The 16,197-nt window shown below is 62.9% G+C and carries 14 protein-coding genes; 2 read left to right on the plus strand and 12 right to left on the minus strand.

Annotation, left to right across the window (positions count from 1 at the left end; all coding sequences use genetic code 11):
* Positions 1-144: 144 nt before the first annotated feature.
* The 12 genes from AC0L14_RS04120 to AC0L14_RS04175 form a co-directional block, all read right to left on the minus strand.
* A complete protein-coding gene (locus AC0L14_RS04120) occupies positions 145-810 on the minus strand; it encodes a protein-L-isoaspartate(D-aspartate) O-methyltransferase (RefSeq protein WP_208867856.1) in 666 nt (221 codons plus the stop codon).
* The gene (gene surE, locus AC0L14_RS04125; protein ID WP_473638123.1) at positions 807-1,565 is read right to left on the minus strand and encodes a 5'/3'-nucleotidase SurE; all 759 of its coding nucleotides are present in this window, start codon (positions 1,563-1,565) and stop codon (positions 807-809) included. The genes AC0L14_RS04120 and surE overlap by 4 nt, the downstream gene beginning before the upstream one ends.
* Positions 1,565-3,109, minus strand: a complete 1,545-nt coding sequence (gene serS, locus AC0L14_RS04130; protein ID WP_473748729.1) for a serine--tRNA ligase — start codon at positions 3,107-3,109, stop codon at positions 1,565-1,567. Before serS ends, surE begins: the two co-directional genes overlap by 1 nt.
* A gap of 299 nt (positions 3,110-3,408) precedes the next feature.
* The gene (gene tatC, locus AC0L14_RS04135) at positions 3,409-4,218 is read right to left on the minus strand and encodes a twin-arginine translocase subunit TatC (RefSeq protein ID WP_123150775.1); all 810 of its coding nucleotides are present in this window, start codon (positions 4,216-4,218) and stop codon (positions 3,409-3,411) included.
* Between the two features lie 44 nt (positions 4,219-4,262).
* Positions 4,263-4,946, minus strand: coding sequence for a Sec-independent protein translocase protein TatB (tatB, locus tag AC0L14_RS04140; protein WP_473748730.1), 684 nt, complete (start codon positions 4,944-4,946; stop codon positions 4,263-4,265).
* Positions 4,947-4,974: 28 nt separating this feature from the next.
* The gene (locus tag AC0L14_RS04145) at positions 4,975-5,196 is read right to left on the minus strand and encodes a twin-arginine translocase TatA/TatE family subunit (protein WP_095493766.1); all 222 of its coding nucleotides are present in this window, start codon (positions 5,194-5,196) and stop codon (positions 4,975-4,977) included.
* Positions 5,197-5,374: 178 nt separating this feature from the next.
* The gene (scpB, locus tag AC0L14_RS04150) at positions 5,375-6,154 is read right to left on the minus strand and encodes an SMC-Scp complex subunit ScpB (RefSeq protein WP_292185833.1); all 780 of its coding nucleotides are present in this window, start codon (positions 6,152-6,154) and stop codon (positions 5,375-5,377) included.
* On the minus strand, positions 6,151-6,951 hold the full coding sequence (locus tag AC0L14_RS04155) for a segregation and condensation protein A (RefSeq protein WP_473638156.1): 801 nt from the start codon (positions 6,949-6,951) through the stop codon (positions 6,151-6,153). The genes scpB and AC0L14_RS04155 overlap by 4 nt, the downstream gene beginning before the upstream one ends.
* A 127-nt stretch (positions 6,952-7,078) precedes the next feature.
* Positions 7,079-8,098 (minus strand): beta-N-acetylhexosaminidase, encoded by a 1,020-nt coding sequence (gene nagZ, locus AC0L14_RS04160; RefSeq protein WP_292185835.1) that lies wholly within the window; start codon positions 8,096-8,098, stop codon positions 7,079-7,081.
* A 160-nt stretch (positions 8,099-8,258) separates the two neighbouring features.
* Positions 8,259-12,230 (minus strand): SPOR domain-containing protein, encoded by a 3,972-nt coding sequence (locus tag AC0L14_RS04165; protein WP_473748731.1) that lies wholly within the window; start codon positions 12,228-12,230, stop codon positions 8,259-8,261.
* 103 nt (positions 12,231-12,333) lie between these two features.
* Positions 12,334-14,091 carry an arginine--tRNA ligase gene (argS, locus tag AC0L14_RS04170; RefSeq protein ID WP_473489515.1) on the minus strand — a complete coding sequence of 586 codons (1,758 nt, stop codon included), beginning with the start codon at positions 14,089-14,091 and terminating at the stop codon, positions 12,334-12,336.
* Positions 14,092-14,165: 74 nt separating this feature from the next.
* Entirely contained in the window at positions 14,166-15,380 is a 1,215-nt protein-coding gene (locus tag AC0L14_RS04175; protein WP_473748732.1) for a deoxyguanosinetriphosphate triphosphohydrolase, read from the minus strand.
* A gap of 73 nt (positions 15,381-15,453) precedes the next feature.
* On the opposite strand from AC0L14_RS04175, the gene erpA reads away from it, so the two are divergent.
* Entirely contained in the window at positions 15,454-15,801 is a 348-nt protein-coding gene (erpA, locus tag AC0L14_RS04180) for an iron-sulfur cluster insertion protein ErpA (protein ID WP_095493771.1), read from the plus strand.
* Positions 15,802-15,804: 3 nt separating this feature from the next.
* On the plus strand, positions 15,805-16,197 hold the full coding sequence (locus AC0L14_RS04185; protein ID WP_473638117.1) for a VOC family protein: 393 nt from the start codon (positions 15,805-15,807) through the stop codon (positions 16,195-16,197).

Below are 16,197 nucleotides of genomic sequence, written 5' to 3' on the forward strand. Positions count from 1 at the left end.
AGCATTCTGCACCGTTGCAACGCCTTGATGGCGCGTCATGGATCCTAGGGTCTGCGCTGCGTCGCTTCGCTCCTTGCTGGGCCCTAGGATGACGACCGAGAGGCTTCGGCTGATCGATCCCCAAGCGCGCGATGCGTCGGATAATCAGATGACCGCGGCTACGCTGCGCAGGATCGGCTGCAGGCGGACGAGACCGATGTCCTCGCGTTCGAAGCGGCTGCCGACCTTGGTCAGTTTGGCCAGCACCTGCTCGCCCTCCTCGGGTCCGATCGGAGCGATGACGATGCCGCCGCTCGACAATTGGTCGAGCAGGAAGCGCGGCAGGCTGTCGAAGGCCGCCCATGCGACGATGCGATCGAACGGCGCTTCATTGGCCAGTCCGTTGGAGCCGTCCGCCTGGCGCACGATGACATTGCCGATGCCGAGCGCGTCGAAGCGCTGCTTGGCCTGCTCGGCCAGCGTCTTGTAGCGGTCGACGGTGACGACCCGCGCAGCAAGCCGCGACATCACCGCCGCCGTGTAGCCCGACCCGGTGCCGATCTCGAGCACGCGGTTGCCCGGCTCGATGGCAAGTGCTGCGATCACCGCAGCTTGCAGATCGGCGCCCTCGATCGCTTCGCCGCATTCGATCGGCAGCATGCGGTCCGACCAGGCGATCGGATGGAACTGCGCGGAAAGGAAGCCGCGCCTCGGCGTCGCCTCGAAGGCGGCGATCAGCGCCTTCGGCACGACGCCCTTGCCACGCAGGCGGAGCAGGAAAGCGGCGAAGCCTTCGCGGTCGTCGACCGTCGGACCATGGTTCAGGTTCATGCGAGCGCCTTGGTCAGTTGATCGCGGATTTCATGAGCGGTGAGATCGAGCTGCAGCGGCGTCACCGATACCTGCTGGTTGCGCATGGCGTGGAGGTCGGTGCCTTGCTTGCCCTCGACCGGCTCGCGGCCGAAGCGCAGCCAATAATAGGGAAGCCCGCGCCCATCGCGGCGCTCATCGACCCACAGGCTGTGGACGAGCTTGCCTTGCGTTGTGACCACCGTGCCGGCGATCTCTTCTGGCGCGCAATTCGGAAAATTGACGTTGAGCAGCACGCCGTCCGGCAGCGGCATGGCGACAAGCTTCTTGAGCAGCGCCGGCGCCAGCGCCTCGGTGGTCTCATAGGGAACGACGCGATCCTCGCCGAGATAGGAATAGGCCTGGCTGAGCGCGATCGAACGCACGCCAAGCAGCGCGCCTTCCATGGCGCCGGCAACGGTGCCCGAATAGGTGACGTCGTCGGCGATGTTGGCGCCGGAATTGACGCCGGACAGGATCAGGTCGGGTGCTGCAGGCAGGATCTTCTTCACGCCCATGATGACGCAGTCGGTCGGCGTGCCGCGCACGGCGAAGTGTTTTTCGCCGATCTTGCGCAGGCGCAGCGGCTCCGAGATCGACAGCGAGTGCGCGTAGCCGGACTGGTCCTGCTCCGGCGCCACCACCCAGACGTCGTCCGACAGCGTGCGGGCGATGCGTTCGAGCGATGCAAGGCCCTCGGCATGGATGCCGTCATCGTTGGTCAGGAGGATGCGCATTATTTTGATTCGATCTTTTCCAGACCGCCCATGTAAGGCCGAACCGCTTCAGGAATGGTTACGCTGCCATCCTCATTCTGATAGTTTTCGATGACAGCAATCAGAGCGCGGCCGACGGCGGTGCCGGAGCCGTTCAGCGTGTGGACAAAGCGGTTGCCCTTGCCGTCCTTGTCCTTGTAGCGGGCGTCCATGCGCCGCGCCTGGAAATCGCCGCAGACCGAGCATGACGAAATCTCGCGATAGGCGTTCTGGCCCGGCAGCCAGACCTCGATGTCATAGGTCTTGCGCGCGCCGAAGCCCATGTCGCCGGTGCACAGCGTCATGGTGCGGAACGGCAGGCCAAGACGCTTCAGCACTTCCTCGGCGCATTCAGTCATCCGCTCGTGCTCGGCGAGCGAGGAGTCCTGGTCGGTGATCGACACCAGTTCGACCTTGTAGAACTGGTGCTGACGCAGCATGCCGCGCGTATCGCGTCCGGCCGAGCCCGCTTCCGAACGGAAGCACGGCGTCAGCGCGGTATAGCGCAGCGGCAGTTTTTCATGCGGCGTGATTTCTTCGCGCACTAGATTGGTCAGAGGGACTTCGGCGGTGGGGATGAGCCATCGGTCCGAGAGCAAACCGTTGCTGTCTTCCGAGCCATCGACAACTGAGTTCAAAAAATCCGCAAAATACTCGACACTTTCCAAGGTCGTATCGCCGAAGCCGTCAGCAAGAGCTTGATACAGCGCCTCACTTTCTGGATCCGCGCGTCTGGTGCTCAGATATTTTACAAGTTTTGGAAAGAGATCGATTTGGTTCAATATTCCGGGAATGACTGCGGTATGTTCTTCCATACCGTAATGGGCATGGCTGCTTTCGTCGTGAATTCTATACAAATCTAGTGCGAATTTTGGCAGTTGTCCTGTTCCATACATAGTCGCCGAATTCACCATCAGCGGCGGCTGGATCTCCTCATAGCCATGCTCGGTCGTATGCAGGTCCAGCATGAACTGGCCGAGTGCACGTTCCATCCGTGCCAGCCCGTCTTTCAACACGGTGAACCGCGAGCCGGACAGTTTCGCCGCCCGCTCAAAATCCATCATGCCGAGCGCTTCGCCGATCTCGAAATGCTCTCTGACCCAGTTCGGGCGGGTCGGCACCTTGCCGACGATGCGCTTGACGACATTGTCGTGCTCGTCCTTGCCGACCGGCACGTCGTCGAGCGGCACGTTGGGCAGCACCGCCAGCGCATCGGTCAGCGCCTTGTCGAGCTCGCGTTCGCGCGCCTCGCCGTTCTGGATGAAAGCCTTGATCTCGCCGACCTCGGTCTTCAGCCTTTCGGCAAGAGCGGCGTCACCCGAACGCACGGCGTTGCCGATCTCCTTCGAAGCAGCGTTGCGGCGCTCCTGCCTGGTCTGCAGATCGGTCAGATGTTCGCGCCGCGCCTCGTCCCTGGCGATCAGATCATCGACCGTGGACTGCGCGTCCTCGCTGGACCACGAGCGCTTCCTGAGCGCCTCGACAAGGGCCTTCGGGTTGTCGCGAATCCATTTGATGTCAAGCATGGTCCTGAACGCTCCTGAGCTAGGTCAGAGGGCGTAAACCGCATCCTTGACCGATGCAAGATGTCAAGATCGAGTTCCTTCGCGCCCCCACTGTCCTGCCGGACATCTCCCCCACGGGTGGGGAGATTGGCTGTCATCACGGGCTTTCGCCAATTTTCCGGCGTTGAAGAAGCGGGCCGTCGACGAAGCTGCCAATCTTCCTCCTTGTGGGGGAGATGCCAAGTTTTGGCAAAGAGGGCAGGACAGAGGGGGTCGCTGTCCCGCAGATTTCGAAGATAGTGCTACCCGCCTGATGCAGCCTACGTCGACGACGCGTCCGCTGCCTTTTCGGCCGCCGCTTCCGCAGCTTCCCGCTTCTCGCGCGCCAGACGTTCCCGTTCTTTGCTGCGCTCGATCAGCCGGGCCGACCAGATCGAGACCTCGTAGAGAAGGATCGTGGGAACGGCCAGGCCGATCTGGCTTATCGGGTCGGGCGGTGTCAGCACAGCCGCCACGACGAAGGCGATGACGATAGCCCATTTGCGCTTTTCGACCAGCGCTTCGGACGACAGCATGCCCACCCGCGTCATCAGGCTGGTCACCACCGGCAACTGGAACACCAGGCCGAAGGAGAAGATCAGCGTCATGATCAGACTGAGATATTCCGACACTTTCGGCAGCAGCGAAATCTGCACCTGGTCGTCAGTGCCGGCCTGCTGCATGGCGAGGAAGAACCACATCACCATCGGCGTGAAGAAGAAATAGACCAGCGACGCGCCCATCAGGAACAGGATCGGCGAAGCGATCAGGAACGGCAGGAAAGCGTTGCGTTCGTTCTTGTATAGGCCGGGCGCGATGAATTTATAGATCTGCGTGGCGATCAGCGGAAAGGCAATCACCATGCCGCCGAACATCGCCAGCTTGACCTGGGTGAAGAAGAATTCCTGCGGCGCCGTGTAGATAAGCTCGACCTTGTGCGGGTCGAGCCCTGCCCATTGAGTCGCCCATTTGAACGGGATCACCAATAGGTTGAACAGTTGCTTGGCGAAGAAGAAGCAGAACAGGAAGGCAACGAAGAACCCGCCGATCGACCACATCAGCCGTCGGCGCAATTCGATCAGATGCTCCATCAGCGGAGCCGCCGATTTATCGATCTCATCCTTTTCCGAAATGCTCACTTGGCGGCTCCCGCCGTCTTTTTGGCGGCTGCAGTCGGCTTCTTCACCGCTGCCGGTGCAGGCTTCGGCTCGGCCTTTTTAGCCGAGGTCTTCGTCGCAGCAGGTTTTGCCGCTGGCTTCGCTGCGGCCTTGGAGGCCGGGATCGCTTTCGCTGGCGCACCCTTCGTCTTCGCCGCCGAGGCCTTTTGCGGTGCAGCCGGCGTCGCCGCCGCGACAGGCGGTGTCACCACCGACTCATCGGTCATCGCCGGAAAGGTCGGCGCCGCCAGCGCCGCTTCCGGGCCATTGACGCCCGGCAACACCGTCGCGCCATTCTTCAGCTCGGTATCCTGCGGGCTCGAAGCAGCCGACGCGACAGGGTCTGCAGCCGGCTTCGGCTTCATCACCGCGTCGACGCCTGAACGGACGTCGGCTGCCGCCTGCTCGAACGGGTTGAGCTGTTTCCTGATCTCGGCGGCCGGGTTGAGGCTTCTGAGTGAATCGACCGACTTCTTGACGTCGTCAAGCTCGGCCTCCTTCAGCGCGTCGTTGAACTGTTTCTGGAAGTCGGCTGCCATGCCGCGCATCTTCGCCGTCGTGCGGCCGAAAGTGCGCAGCATCTTGGGCAAATCCTTAGGTCCGACGACCACGATCATGACAATCGCGATGACCAGCATCTCGGTCCAGCCGATGTCGAACATGGCGATACGTTCCGACTAAGTTTTGGGCTCAGCTCTTGCTGGCCTTTTCCTTCACTGCCGAAACGGTTTCGTCGGCACGGTGTTCAACGGTGCGCTTGTCCTCGGCGACCTCGTCGTCGGCTATGCCCTTCTTGAAGCTCTTGATACCCTTGGCCATGTCACCCATCAGCTCGGGAATCTTGCCGCGGCCGAACACCAGCAACACAATCACCAGAACGATCAGCCAGTGCCAAATCGAAAATGAACCCATAACAATCTCTCTCGAAAGTTTTCTCTGACGATGATCTATGCGCTTTCACGTCGGGATTCAAACACAACCGCGACAGAGTTTATAAATGAGTGGCCGAAGTCACGCACTTTCGGCGCCATAGCCCGCTACCAATCGGCGCAGCCGCGAAATACCAACGGCTTTCGGCATGTCGTTTGGGTCAATCTTCCTCGACGCGCGGCGTCAACAGGCCGAGCTCCTCGAGGTCGATGTCGGTCAGCGGATCCTCGTCGTCGGTCAGCGCATCCGGATCCGCCGGCGGCAGCGGAATGGAAAAATTCGACGGCATGCGGCCTGAAAGCAGCCCGGCGCCCTTCAATTCGTCCATGCCGGGAAGATCGCGGATCTCCTCCAGCGCGAAATGGTCGAGGAAGATGTCGGTGGTGCCGTAGGTGACGGGACGGCCGGGCGTGCGGCGCCGGCCGCGCATCTTCACCCATTCGGTCTCCATCAGCGTGTCCAGCGTGCCCTTCGAGGTCTCGACGCCGCGAATATCCTCGATCTCGGCGCGCGTCACCGGCTGGTGGTAAGCGATGATCGCCAGCACTTCGAGCGCCGCGCGGGAAAGCTTCCTCTGCTGCACCGTGTCGCGGCTCATCAGGAAAGCGAGATCGCCGGCGGTGCGGAACGCCCAGGCGTCGCCGACGCGCACCAGATTGACGCCGCGCCGCGCATAAATCTGCTGCAGTTCGGCCATCGCCGCGGCAATGCTGATGCCGTCAGGCAGGCGTGCGGCAAGCTGCTTTTCGCTGACCGGTTCGGCGCTGGCGAAAACAATCGCCTCGGCCATTCGCACGGCTTCCGCCATATGCAGCCGCTCGCCAGGATTCTGGGACAAGTTCTGGGCTTGATTTTCTGCCGGTACCCCGGCGAGCACGCCCTCTTCGGTCTCGTCGTCGACGTTGAACGGAATGACCGAAGCGTTGGCGCGTTCACTCATGATGCCACCTCGACTGCCCTGATGCCTTGCGCACGGCCGCGCAGATAGAGCGGCGCGAACACCTCGTCCTGCCGCATTTCCATTTTGCCTTCGCGCACCAGTTCCAGCGTGGCCGCGAACGAACTGGCAATCGCGGTACGCCGCTCGTCCGGGCCGGTCAGATATTCGACCAGGAAACTGTCCAGCGCCGTCCAGTCGGCAAGCGTGCCGATCAGCCTGTTGAGGATGTCGCGTGCATCCTTGAGCGACCACACACCGCGCCTGGCGATCGTCACATTGGTGATCGCCTGCTTCTGGCGTTGCGCCGCATAGGCGGTCAGCAGATCGTAGAGCGAGGCCGAATAGGCGTTGCGTTTCTCGACCATGACCATTTCCGGCATGCCGCGGGCGAACACGTCTCGTCCGAGCCGGTTACGGTTGACCAGGCGTGCCGCCGCGTCGCGCATCGCTTCCAGCCGCTTCAACCGGAATTGCAGCACCGCGGCCAACTCCTCGCCGCTTTCGCCGTCGTCACCGGGTTGCTTGGGGATCAAAAGCTTCGACTTGAGAAACGCCAGCCACGCTGCCATCACCAGATAGTCGGCGGCAACCTCCAGCCTGAGCGCCCTCACCTTCTCGACGAAGGCCAGATATTGCTCGGCCAGCGCCAGGATCGAGATGCGCGACAGATCGACCTTCTGGTTGCGGGCAAGATGCAGCAGAAGATCGAGCGGGCCCTCGAAACCGTCGACATCGACGACCAGCGCGGGATCGCCAGTCAGCCGCGAATCGTCGTTCTCGGCCCACAGACGGTCCATCGGTGCGGCCTTGCCGGCCTTGCTGTCCAATGTTTCCGCCACTTCCTGTCGCTTTCCTTTGCTTCTAGCTTCTTGTTTGACCATGATCTGTTCCGAAAAACCGGCTCCCATTTTTCGGGATCATGGTCTAGGCCACCGCATCGAAATAGGTGGCGAATTCGGCGCGTATCTCGGCTTCATCAGCCCGATCGCGCTTCTTGATATAGGTCAGCGCCCGTTGCGCGCGTTGCAGCGACGTGCCTTCAAGCCCTGTTGTGCGCGACGCAATGCCGGCCATCTCCTCGAAAACGCCGTTGCAGTGAAGGACCAGATCGCAGCCCGCCGCAAGGATCGCGGCCGCCTTTGTCGGGAAATCCCCAGAAAGTGCCTTCATCGAGGTGTCGTCGCTCATCAACAGCCCGTCGAAGCCGATTTCGCCGCGGATGATCTCGTCGATGACCTTGCCGGAGGTGGTGGCCGGGTTCTTCGGGTCGATCGCGCTGTAGACGACATGCGCCGTCATCGCCATCGGCAAATGATTGAGCTCCCTGAACGGGGCGAAATCATGCCGCTGCAAGTCGCTCATTGAGGCATCGACCGTCGGCAGTTCGAAATGCGTGTCGGCAAAGGCCCGTCCATGCCCGGGGATATGCTTCATCACCGGCAGCACGCCGCCCGACATCAGGCCCTCCGCCGCGGCGCGACCCAGTTCGATGACGGCACGAGGCTCCTTGCCATAGGCGCGCGCGCCGATGACGTCGCTGGCGCCCTCGATCGGAACGTCGAGCACCGGCAGGCAATCCGCCGTGATGCCGTAGCGCAGCAGGTCGAAGGCGTGCAACCGCGCCATCAGCCAGGCGGCGCGGTTGCCGGCATCGTGATCGTTGCGCCACAAGGCCCCGAGCGCACCACCGGCCGGATAATTCGGCGCCAACGGCGGCCGCAGGCGCTGCACCCGGCCGCCTTCCTGGTCGATGAACACCGGGGCGTCCGGGCGCTCGATACAGTCGCGCATCGCCGCGACCAGATCGCGGATCTGCTCGGTCTCGCCGATGTTGCGCGCAAACAGGATGAAGCCCCACGGGCATTCATTGCGATAGAAATTGATTTCGTCGCGTGTGAGCGATTTCCCGGCGCAGCCGAGGATCATGGATTTTGATTCGGTCATGAGCAGGAGTTTAGAGCTTCACGCGGACAAAGGGAATCGCATCGAACCACATGCGGTTGAGCCACAACCCCTTCCACACAAAGAACTCCCTTCCACCAAAAAACGGCGCGGTTCGTGACCGCGCCGGTTCTTTCCGCCCAAGGGCGGGTATTCGAAATGGCTAGCGCGACACGAAGCAGTTGCCGCCGGCAGCCTTGTAGTTGGTGCACAGGTTGATCGCATCGTTGCGTGACTTCGCCGGGACGCGGACGCGATAGAACGTTCCCTTGCCGGCGATCTCGGCCTTGACGATGTTGGCGGTGTGGCCGGAAAGCACGCTGCCGTAGCGGCGCTGCAGATCCTGATAGGTCGACTGGGCGCTTTCGACAGTCGGTTGCGAAGCGATCTGCATCGACCACGAGCCACCGCCGGTCGAGGCGGCCGCCGGACTGATGGACGCAACCTGGTCGGGCTTGACCTCGCCGACGACGTCGACCGGCTGGTCGGACGGACGCTGCGGCGCCACCGGAACCGTGGCCGGCGTATTGGCAGGCTGGGCGGTTTGGGCCTCAGCCTCAGGCGCGGCTGCCGGCGCGGTTATCGGATCGACTGTTTCCGGCTTGGCTGTTTCCGGCTTGGCGATTTCGGTCTGATCGCCGCCCACCGGGTCGCCACCCAACAGATCGCCACTTGCCTGGTCGGCAACAGGCGGTACCGTACCGGTCTGTTCTGCTGCGTCGTCGGCCTGTCCCGCTGGGGCCACATGCTGCGGCGCCGGATCGACAGGTTCGACGGCAGCCATCTGCGGTGCAGGCGCCGGATCGACAGGTTCAACGGCAGCCGTCTGCGGTGCCGCAGGCGCCGGATCCTCCCGCGCAACCAGCGAGCCATCTGATTTGACGACCATGGTTCTCACCTTGCGCGGTGCAACGGCGACGACGTCGGGCTCGATGCCCTGGTCGGCCTCTTGCAGAACCTGGGCGATACGATCCTCGGACTTGGGTGCCGGCGCGGCGGCGACGTCGGCATTTCCGGCCGCTTGCGTGCCGCGGATCGCATTGGCGCCTTCAGCGGCGGCGGATTCGGCATTGCGGATTGCATCGGGGGCTTCAGCCGTGTCGATATCGTCGGGCGAAAGATCGACCACACGGCTCTGCGGCGGCTCCTTGGCCGCCACGTCCACCGGCTCTTCGGTGTTGGTGACCAGTTTTTCCTGGACCGGTTCGGCAGGCTTTGCGCCACCCTTGGCCACTGCGTCATAGACCTTATTGTCCTGGTTCGGCACGACGGTGCCGCCCGGATTTTCAGGCCTGACCTTGATCGGTGCGTTGTCCGCCTTGACGATGACCGGCGCATCGGTGCCGCCGGCGCCGCCGAAAGACAGCGCGAAGGCGCCGAGACCGCCGGCGAGCGCCACGGCGCCGACGACTGCGGCGACCAGCAGGCCGCGGCTCCGCGGCCTCGCGGCATCGTGCCCAGCCAAGCCGGGAACCGACATGGCCTCATCCAGTTCGGGGTCGTAGTCGAGTTCGTCCAATCCAAAGTCGTCGGCCTGCGAGGCCGGCCGGCCGTTGGGCAAGTCGCCCCAATCGAAGCCGCTGGCGGCATCGGCATAAGACGCACTGACAGACGCTTGTGCGGGTCTCGCCGCATAGGTCCGCGTTTCAACGCGTTCGGGCTCATAGCCTGACTGGAACCCGGCCGCTGACTGGATTCCGGCCCCTGACGGGAAACCTGCATTGTAGGATTCGTCGTCATACGACGCGCTGCGCGCCGGGGTGGCAGCGACGTCTACGGTGTTCATTTCGGTGAGAAGGCTAGCGAACTCGGTGTCGAGATCGTCATAGGCAGGCGCCGCCGGTTCGTCGTCATTGAAGTCGAGTTCCGGAATATCGAGGTCGTCCGCCAGCGCCACGACGCGCTCGGGCACATCGACCGTCTCGACATCAGGCACCTCGTCATACGCCGAAGACTGTTCGCTTTGCGCCGGTGCAGATGCAGCATTGGCGGCATCGTCTTGCGCCGGCTCATCCTGATAGGATGGTACCGCAGCCATCGGCGGCGGCGCTTCCGTGGTCCTCGCCGAAGCCGTCGGCTGGGCTGCAAAGGCAGGTTGCGACTGCGCGACCGGCGTTACGCGGCTCCACGAATGGGCCGGCGCCGGCGGGGCGGAGCGTGCGGCCATCCAGTTGAGCGCGTCGTCCTGGGAAGCGGCGGCCGCAACGTTCTCGCCGTCGCCATGGTCCAGACCGATGTCCTTGGCGAAGGCGGTATGCAATGCATCATCGTCGAAATCGACATCGGCCGGCCCGGCGGCATCTTCAGCGCCGAAATCCTGACCCTCGAGGTCATCGAGGAGAACGGAGTCGAGATCGGCCTCGGCCGCCTGAACCGCGCCATCCGATGGCTCCGAAAGGTCTTGCTCGTCGAGGCTCCAGTCCAGTTCGTCGATGGTATCCACTGGTTTGTCGGCGGCTTTTCCAGCCGCGGCCACAGGCTGCTGAACCAAGGCGGGTTCATTGGCCGCGGACGCAACCACCGGAGCGGCCCGTGTGCGCATGATGCCCAACAGCGCGTTCAACTCGTCTTCGAGGCTCCGCTCGTCAGCGACGGGGGCAAGCGCCGCCGGCTGGACTACAGCGGCCGGCGCCGTCGGTTGGGCTGCAACGCCGGGGGCCGGCGCAACCGGCTCTTCGGCTTCCTCGGCAAGCGCGTCGTCGAAGCTCAAGTCAAAATCGTCGTCGAACGCATCTTCCGGGGTCGCGGCGGAAGGGCCATCCTTGGCCGCGATAGCCTCCGGTTCGTCAATTTCTGGCTCGTCAATTTCGACCGGTTCAGCCGTGCGAACCTCGAAATCCATGTCGACATCGGCCATGGCGTCGTAATGGCCGGCAAAATCCTCACCGGACTCTTCCGAAACGGCCCGATCAGGCGCAGCAGGAGCTTCAACAGCGGGCTGCTCCATCGGCACGTGTTCGTCGAGTATCAACTCGTCTTCGAGCGAGCTTGCGACGGCATTGTCGAATTCGTCGTCGAAGACGGGTTCGGCGGCCGGCGCGGCGATTTCAGCGGGTTCGGCAGCGACGGCGTGCGCCATCGGCACGTGTTCGTCGAGCATCAGCTCGTCTTCGAGCGAGCCTGCGACCGCGTTGTCGAATTCATCGTCGAAGGCGGGTTCGGCGGCCGGTGCGGAGATTTCGGCTTCGGCAGCCTGCGCCATCGGCACGTGTTCGTCGAGCATCAAATCGTCTTCGAGCGAGCTTGCGACTGCGTTGTCGAATTCATCGTCGAAGGCGGGTTCGGCGGCCAGAGCGGACACGGCGGCGGCAGTATTCTGTTCGGCCTCGTCCGTCGCATCGTCGTCGAGCAGTAAATCCTGTTCGAGCGACGCGGCAAGCTCGTCGTTCCCAAGCTTGTCGTTCACCGGTAAATCGTCTTCGAATGGCGACACGTCTTCGAGCGAACTGGCGAGCCCATCGTTGAAATCGTCATCGAAGGCAGCTTCAGCAGCCGATGCGGATGCTTCGGCAACGTCAGAACGAACGTCATCGGCAGCAACGGCATAGGCGGTCTCGTCCGTCGCATCGTCGTCCAGCAGGAAATCCTGTTCGAGCGACGCGGCAAGCTCGTCGTTCCCAAGCTTATCAGTCACTGGCAAATCGTCTTCGAAAGGCGACACGTCTTCGAGCGAACTGGCAAGCGCATCGTCGAAATCGTCATCGAACGCAGCTTCAACAGCCGGCGCGGATTTTTCGGCAACACCAGCGCGCGCGTCGTCGGCAGCAACGGCATGGCCAGCTTCGTCCGCCGCATCGGCGTCGAGCAGGAAATCCCGTTCGAGCGACGCGGCAAGCTCGCCGTCCCCAAGCCCGTCGTCAATTGGGTCAATGGCAGCCGCTTCGAAAGCCGGCTCGCGAACCTCGGTTGCGCGGTCATTGTCGTCGGCGCCGAATTCGCCCATCAACTCCTTCTCGAGGTCGATGTCGAAGTCGCCGTCGTCCACCGGCTGGCTGGCGGGAGCCGCCTTCGGCTGGGCCTGCGGCTTGACCGGCTGGCGCGGGTCGAACCCCATGATCCTGGTCAGTTCCGCGAACGGATCATCGTCGGCGATATCGTTTTGGGCGGCTGCTCTCAGCTGGGTTCTGTCTGCCATTATTGTTCCCGAACTCGCACTCATTCGGACGCCATGGACGTCGCGTAGGGTTGGCCCTTACCAGCGCAATGTGGGCAAAAGGTGACAGGTTTTTTAGTCAAACCTAACGCATTTCGGTGGGCGCATCGGCTCCGATCAGCGTCAGGCCGGACGTCAAAACGTCCGAAACAGCCTGCACCAGCCCTAGTCTGGCATGCGTCAATTGTCGGTCGTTAACCTTAACAAAACGTAAGTCCGGATTCTCGGTGCCGCGGTTCCAATGTCCGTGGAAGCTGGAGGCGAGATCGTAGAGGTAGAATGCCAGCCGATGCGGCTCGAGCGCAAGGGCCGCGGATTCAATCAGCCGCGGATATTCGGCAAGCTTCCTGATCAGGCCGATCTCGCCTTCGTCGGTCAGCGAAGCGGTGGCGGCGGCCAGCCGACTGCGGTCAAAATTGGCCTCGCCCAACTGTTCGCTCGCCTGCCGGAACACCGAATGGCAGCGCGCCGAGGCGTACTGCACGTAGAACACCGGATTGTCCTTCGACTGCTCCGTCACCTTGGCGAAGTCGAAATCGAGCGGCGCATCGTTCTTGCGGTACAGCATCATGAAGCGGATCGGATCGCGGCCGACCTCCTCCACCACTTCGCGCAGCGTCACGAAATCGCCCGACCGCTTCGACATGCGCACCGGTTCGCCCTCGCGAAAAAGCCTCACCAACTGGCAAAGCAGCACGGTAAGCTTCACCTCGTCGCCGGAAATCGCCCGGGCAAGCGCTTCCAGGCGCTTCACATAGCCGCCATGATCGGCGCCAAGCACATAGATCAGCTCGACGAAACCGCGATCGACCTTGTCCTTCAAATAGGCGACGTCCGCGGCGAAATAGGTGAAGGTGCCGTCCGACTTGACCAGCGCCCGGTCCATGTCGTCGCCGACCGCCGTCGAGCGGAACAGCGTCTGCTCGCGATCCTCCCAGTCGTCCGGCTTCTCGCCCTTGGGCGGCGGCAGCTTGCCCTTGTAAATGTGGCCCTTGAGCGTCAGGTCGTTGATCGCCGAGCGGATTTTCCGGGCGTTGTCGGCGTGCAGGGTACGCTCCGAGAAAAAGACGTCGTGATGCACATTGAGCAGCGCCAGATCCTCGCGGATCATCGCCATCATCGCATCGATCGTCCTGTCCTTGACGATGGCAAGCGCTTCCTCGTCGGCCATCTGCAGCAAGGAGCGGCCGAATTCGCTGGCCAACCCCTGGCCGACCGGGATCAGATAATCGCCAGGATAAAGCCCGGCAGGAATCTCGCCGATATCATCGCCGAGCGCCTCGCGGTAACGCAGCATGGCAGAGCGGCCGAGCACGTCGATCTGCGAACCAGCGTCGTTGATGACATATTCCTTGGTCACGTCATAACCGGCGAAGGCCATCAGATTGGCGAGCGCATCACCCACCACGGCGCCACGGCAATGGCCGACATGCATCGGCCCGGTCGGGTTGGCCGAGACATATTCGACGTTTGCCTTCTTGCCGCCGCCGACGGCCGAGCGGCCGTAATTGCGGCCTTCGCCGAGCAGCGCAGTCAGGTGCACCTGCCAGAATGCGTCCCTGAGCCTGAGATTGACGAAGCCCGGACCGGCGACGTCTGCGGCGGCGATGTCGATGTCGGCACGGAGCGCCTGCGCCAGCTTTTCAGCCAGTGCGCGTGGGGACTGGCCGGTCGGCTTGGCCAGCACCATCGCGGCATTGGTCGCCAGGTCGCCATGGCTGGGGTCGCGCGGCGGCTCGACGGCGATGCGCGACAGGTCCAGCGAACCGCCGTCCTTGTCTTTCAAATCAAGCGCTTCGACAGCTCTGGTGATTCGCGCGTTGAAATCGGCGAAGATGTTCATTGGTGTGGCTCTGGGGTGTGGCTCTGGCGGCTTTGCAGGGATCCGGCTCATTGGCCGGCAAAATCGAGCTCGGCCTAGCTTAATTCCGGCGTATGGTCAAACAAACGGCGGTGCTCTTTCAATGCGTAGGTATCCGTCATGCCCGCCAGGAAATCGGCGACGCTGCGCGCCTTGATGCGATCGTCGGCCCGGTCGAGCCCTTCGCGCCAGCCATCGGGCATGGCGCGCGGATCGGCGAAATAGACCTCGAACAGGTCGTTGACGATCTGCTCGGCCTCGTTGCGCACGCGCATGACCTCGCTGTGCCGGTAGAGATGCTTGTAGAGAAAGGCCTTCAATTCCTTTTCGAACGCGGCCATTTCGGCTGAAAAGGTCACCATCGTCTCGCCTGCCGCCCTTACCGCGTCGGCGCTGTCCGGCTTGATGCGGGCCAGATTGGCGGTGGTGGAAACGATGACATCCTCGACCATCATCGTGATCTGCCGGCGCATCAGTTCGTGCCCTGTCCTCACATCGTCGAGCGCCGGATAGCGCCGGCGCACGCCTTCAAGGATCGAGCCGGGCAGCGAGATCTTTTCCAGCATGTCCAGCTTCAGGATGCCTGACCTCAGGCCGTCGTCGATGTCATGGGTGTTGTAGGCGATGTCATCGGCGATTGCCGCGCACTGCGCCTCGATGCCGGCGAAGCGGTCGAGCTCGAGATCGTACAGCTCCGAATAGTCTCGGATCGCTTGCGGCACCGGCCCCTTCAGGCCGTTTCCCCTGGCGTCGGTCAGCGGGCCGTTGTGCTTGACCAGCCCCTCCAGCGTTTCCCAGGTGAGGTTCAGCCCGTCGAATTCGGCATAGCGGCTCTCCAGCCGCGTCACCACGCGCAGCGATTGCGCGTTGTGGTCGAAACCGCCCCAGACAGCCATCTTGTTGTTCAGCGCATCCTCGCCGGTATGGCCGAAGGGCGTGTGACCGAAATCGTGCACCAGCGCCACCGCCTCGGCCAGATCCTCGTCGCCGCGCAGCGCCCGCGCCAGGGCGCGCGCTATCTGCGCCACCTCGATCGAATGCGTCAGCCGGGTGCGGTAATGGTCGCCCTCGTGCGCGACGAACACCTGCGTCTTGTGCTTCAGCCGGCGGAATGCCGTCGAATGGATGATGCGGTCGCGGTCGCGCTGGAACGGCGTGCGGGTCGGGCTCTCCACCTCGTCGAACAGGCGCCCGCGCGACTTTGCCGGATCGCAAGCATAGGCTGCGCGCGGCCGATAGCCGAATCCGATGTCGCCCAACTCATTTGTCATCGCCGCTGCCGCAGTTGACTTGCCCTCTCGCGCTTCATACCTATCATGTGAAACCGAAAGCAAGGTGACGCCCATGGGCGCTGATGCCAAGACTGCCATGAAAGTCGAGATGACCGACGCCGCCGCTAGGCGGATCGCCAAGATTATATCTGGCGAAGCCGGCAAGAAGGCGCTGCGCGTTTCGGTCGAGGGCGGCGGCTGCTCCGGTTTTTCCTACAAGTTCGACCTTGTCGACACCCGCAACGATGACGACGTCGCCATCGAGAAGGACGGCGCCACCGTGCTGATCGACGACCTCTCGCTGGTCTATATGGGTGGCTCGGTGATCGATTTTGTCGACGACTTGATGGGCCAGTCGTTCCAGATCAGGAACCCGAATGCGGTCGCCTCGTGCGGCTGCGGCACCAGCTTCAGTATTTAGAAAATGCCTGCCATTAGCGCGGTCCGTCAGGTCGCGCTTTCAGCCGGGCGCGATCTCGATGCAACGCTGGTGTTTTGGCATGACGTGCTCGGCATGACGGTGCACGCACGCTTTGATCCGCCCGGCATCGCCTTCATCATGGCCGGCGACGTGCGGCTGCTGTTCACCGATGGCCTGCCGGCCGGCACCGTCTATCTCGACATATCGGGCCTCGACGATTTCCACGCCTCGGCAAAAGCCGCCGGTGTCCCCTTCACTGCGCCGCCGATGCTCGTCCATCGCGATACCGAAGGCCTGTTCGGGCCGGCGGGGGAAAGCGAATGGATGGCCTTCCTAAAGGACCCGGCAGGCAATACGATCGGCCTCGTCGAACGTCTTCCGCCGGAACAGCAATGA

It is taken from the genome of Mesorhizobium sp. WSM4841 (assembly GCF_055811515.1).

Excerpts from the sequence above, each read along its gene's own strand:
- AC0L14_RS04155 (WP_473638156.1), bottom strand. The coding sequence starts at position 6,951 with ATGGACCGTCTGTGGGCCGAGAACGACGATTCGCGGCTGACTGGCGAT.
- AC0L14_RS04185 (WP_473638117.1), top strand. The coding sequence starts at position 15,805 with ATGCCTGCCATTAGCGCGGTCCGTCAGGTCGCGCTTTCAGCCGGGCGC.
- tatB (WP_473748730.1), bottom strand. The coding sequence starts at position 4,946 with ATGTTCGACATCGGCTGGACCGAGATGCTGGTCATCGCGATTGTCATG.
- serS (WP_473748729.1), bottom strand. The coding sequence starts at position 3,109 with ATGCTTGACATCAAATGGATTCGCGACAACCCGAAGGCCCTTGTCGAG.
- AC0L14_RS04175 (WP_473748732.1), bottom strand. The coding sequence starts at position 15,380 with ATGACAAATGAGTTGGGCGACATCGGATTCGGCTATCGGCCGCGCGCA.
- argS (WP_473489515.1), bottom strand. The coding sequence starts at position 14,091 with ATGAACATCTTCGCCGATTTCAACGCGCGAATCACCAGAGCTGTCGAA.
- nagZ (WP_292185835.1), bottom strand. The coding sequence starts at position 8,098 with ATGACCGAATCAAAATCCATGATCCTCGGCTGCGCCGGGAAATCGCTC.
- AC0L14_RS04165 (WP_473748731.1), bottom strand. The coding sequence starts at position 12,230 with ATGGCAGACAGAACCCAGCTGAGAGCAGCCGCCCAAAACGATATCGCC.
- AC0L14_RS04145 (WP_095493766.1), bottom strand. The coding sequence starts at position 5,196 with ATGGGTTCATTTTCGATTTGGCACTGGCTGATCGTTCTGGTGATTGTG.
- scpB (WP_292185833.1), bottom strand. The coding sequence starts at position 6,154 with ATGAGTGAACGCGCCAACGCTTCGGTCATTCCGTTCAACGTCGACGAC.
- tatC (WP_123150775.1), bottom strand. The coding sequence starts at position 4,218 with ATGGAGCATCTGATCGAATTGCGCCGACGGCTGATGTGGTCGATCGGC.
- AC0L14_RS04120 (WP_208867856.1), bottom strand. The coding sequence starts at position 810 with ATGAACCTGAACCATGGTCCGACGGTCGACGACCGCGAAGGCTTCGCC.
- surE (WP_473638123.1), bottom strand. The coding sequence starts at position 1,565 with ATGCGCATCCTCCTGACCAACGATGACGGCATCCATGCCGAGGGCCTT.
- erpA (WP_095493771.1), top strand. The coding sequence starts at position 15,454 with ATGGGCGCTGATGCCAAGACTGCCATGAAAGTCGAGATGACCGACGCC.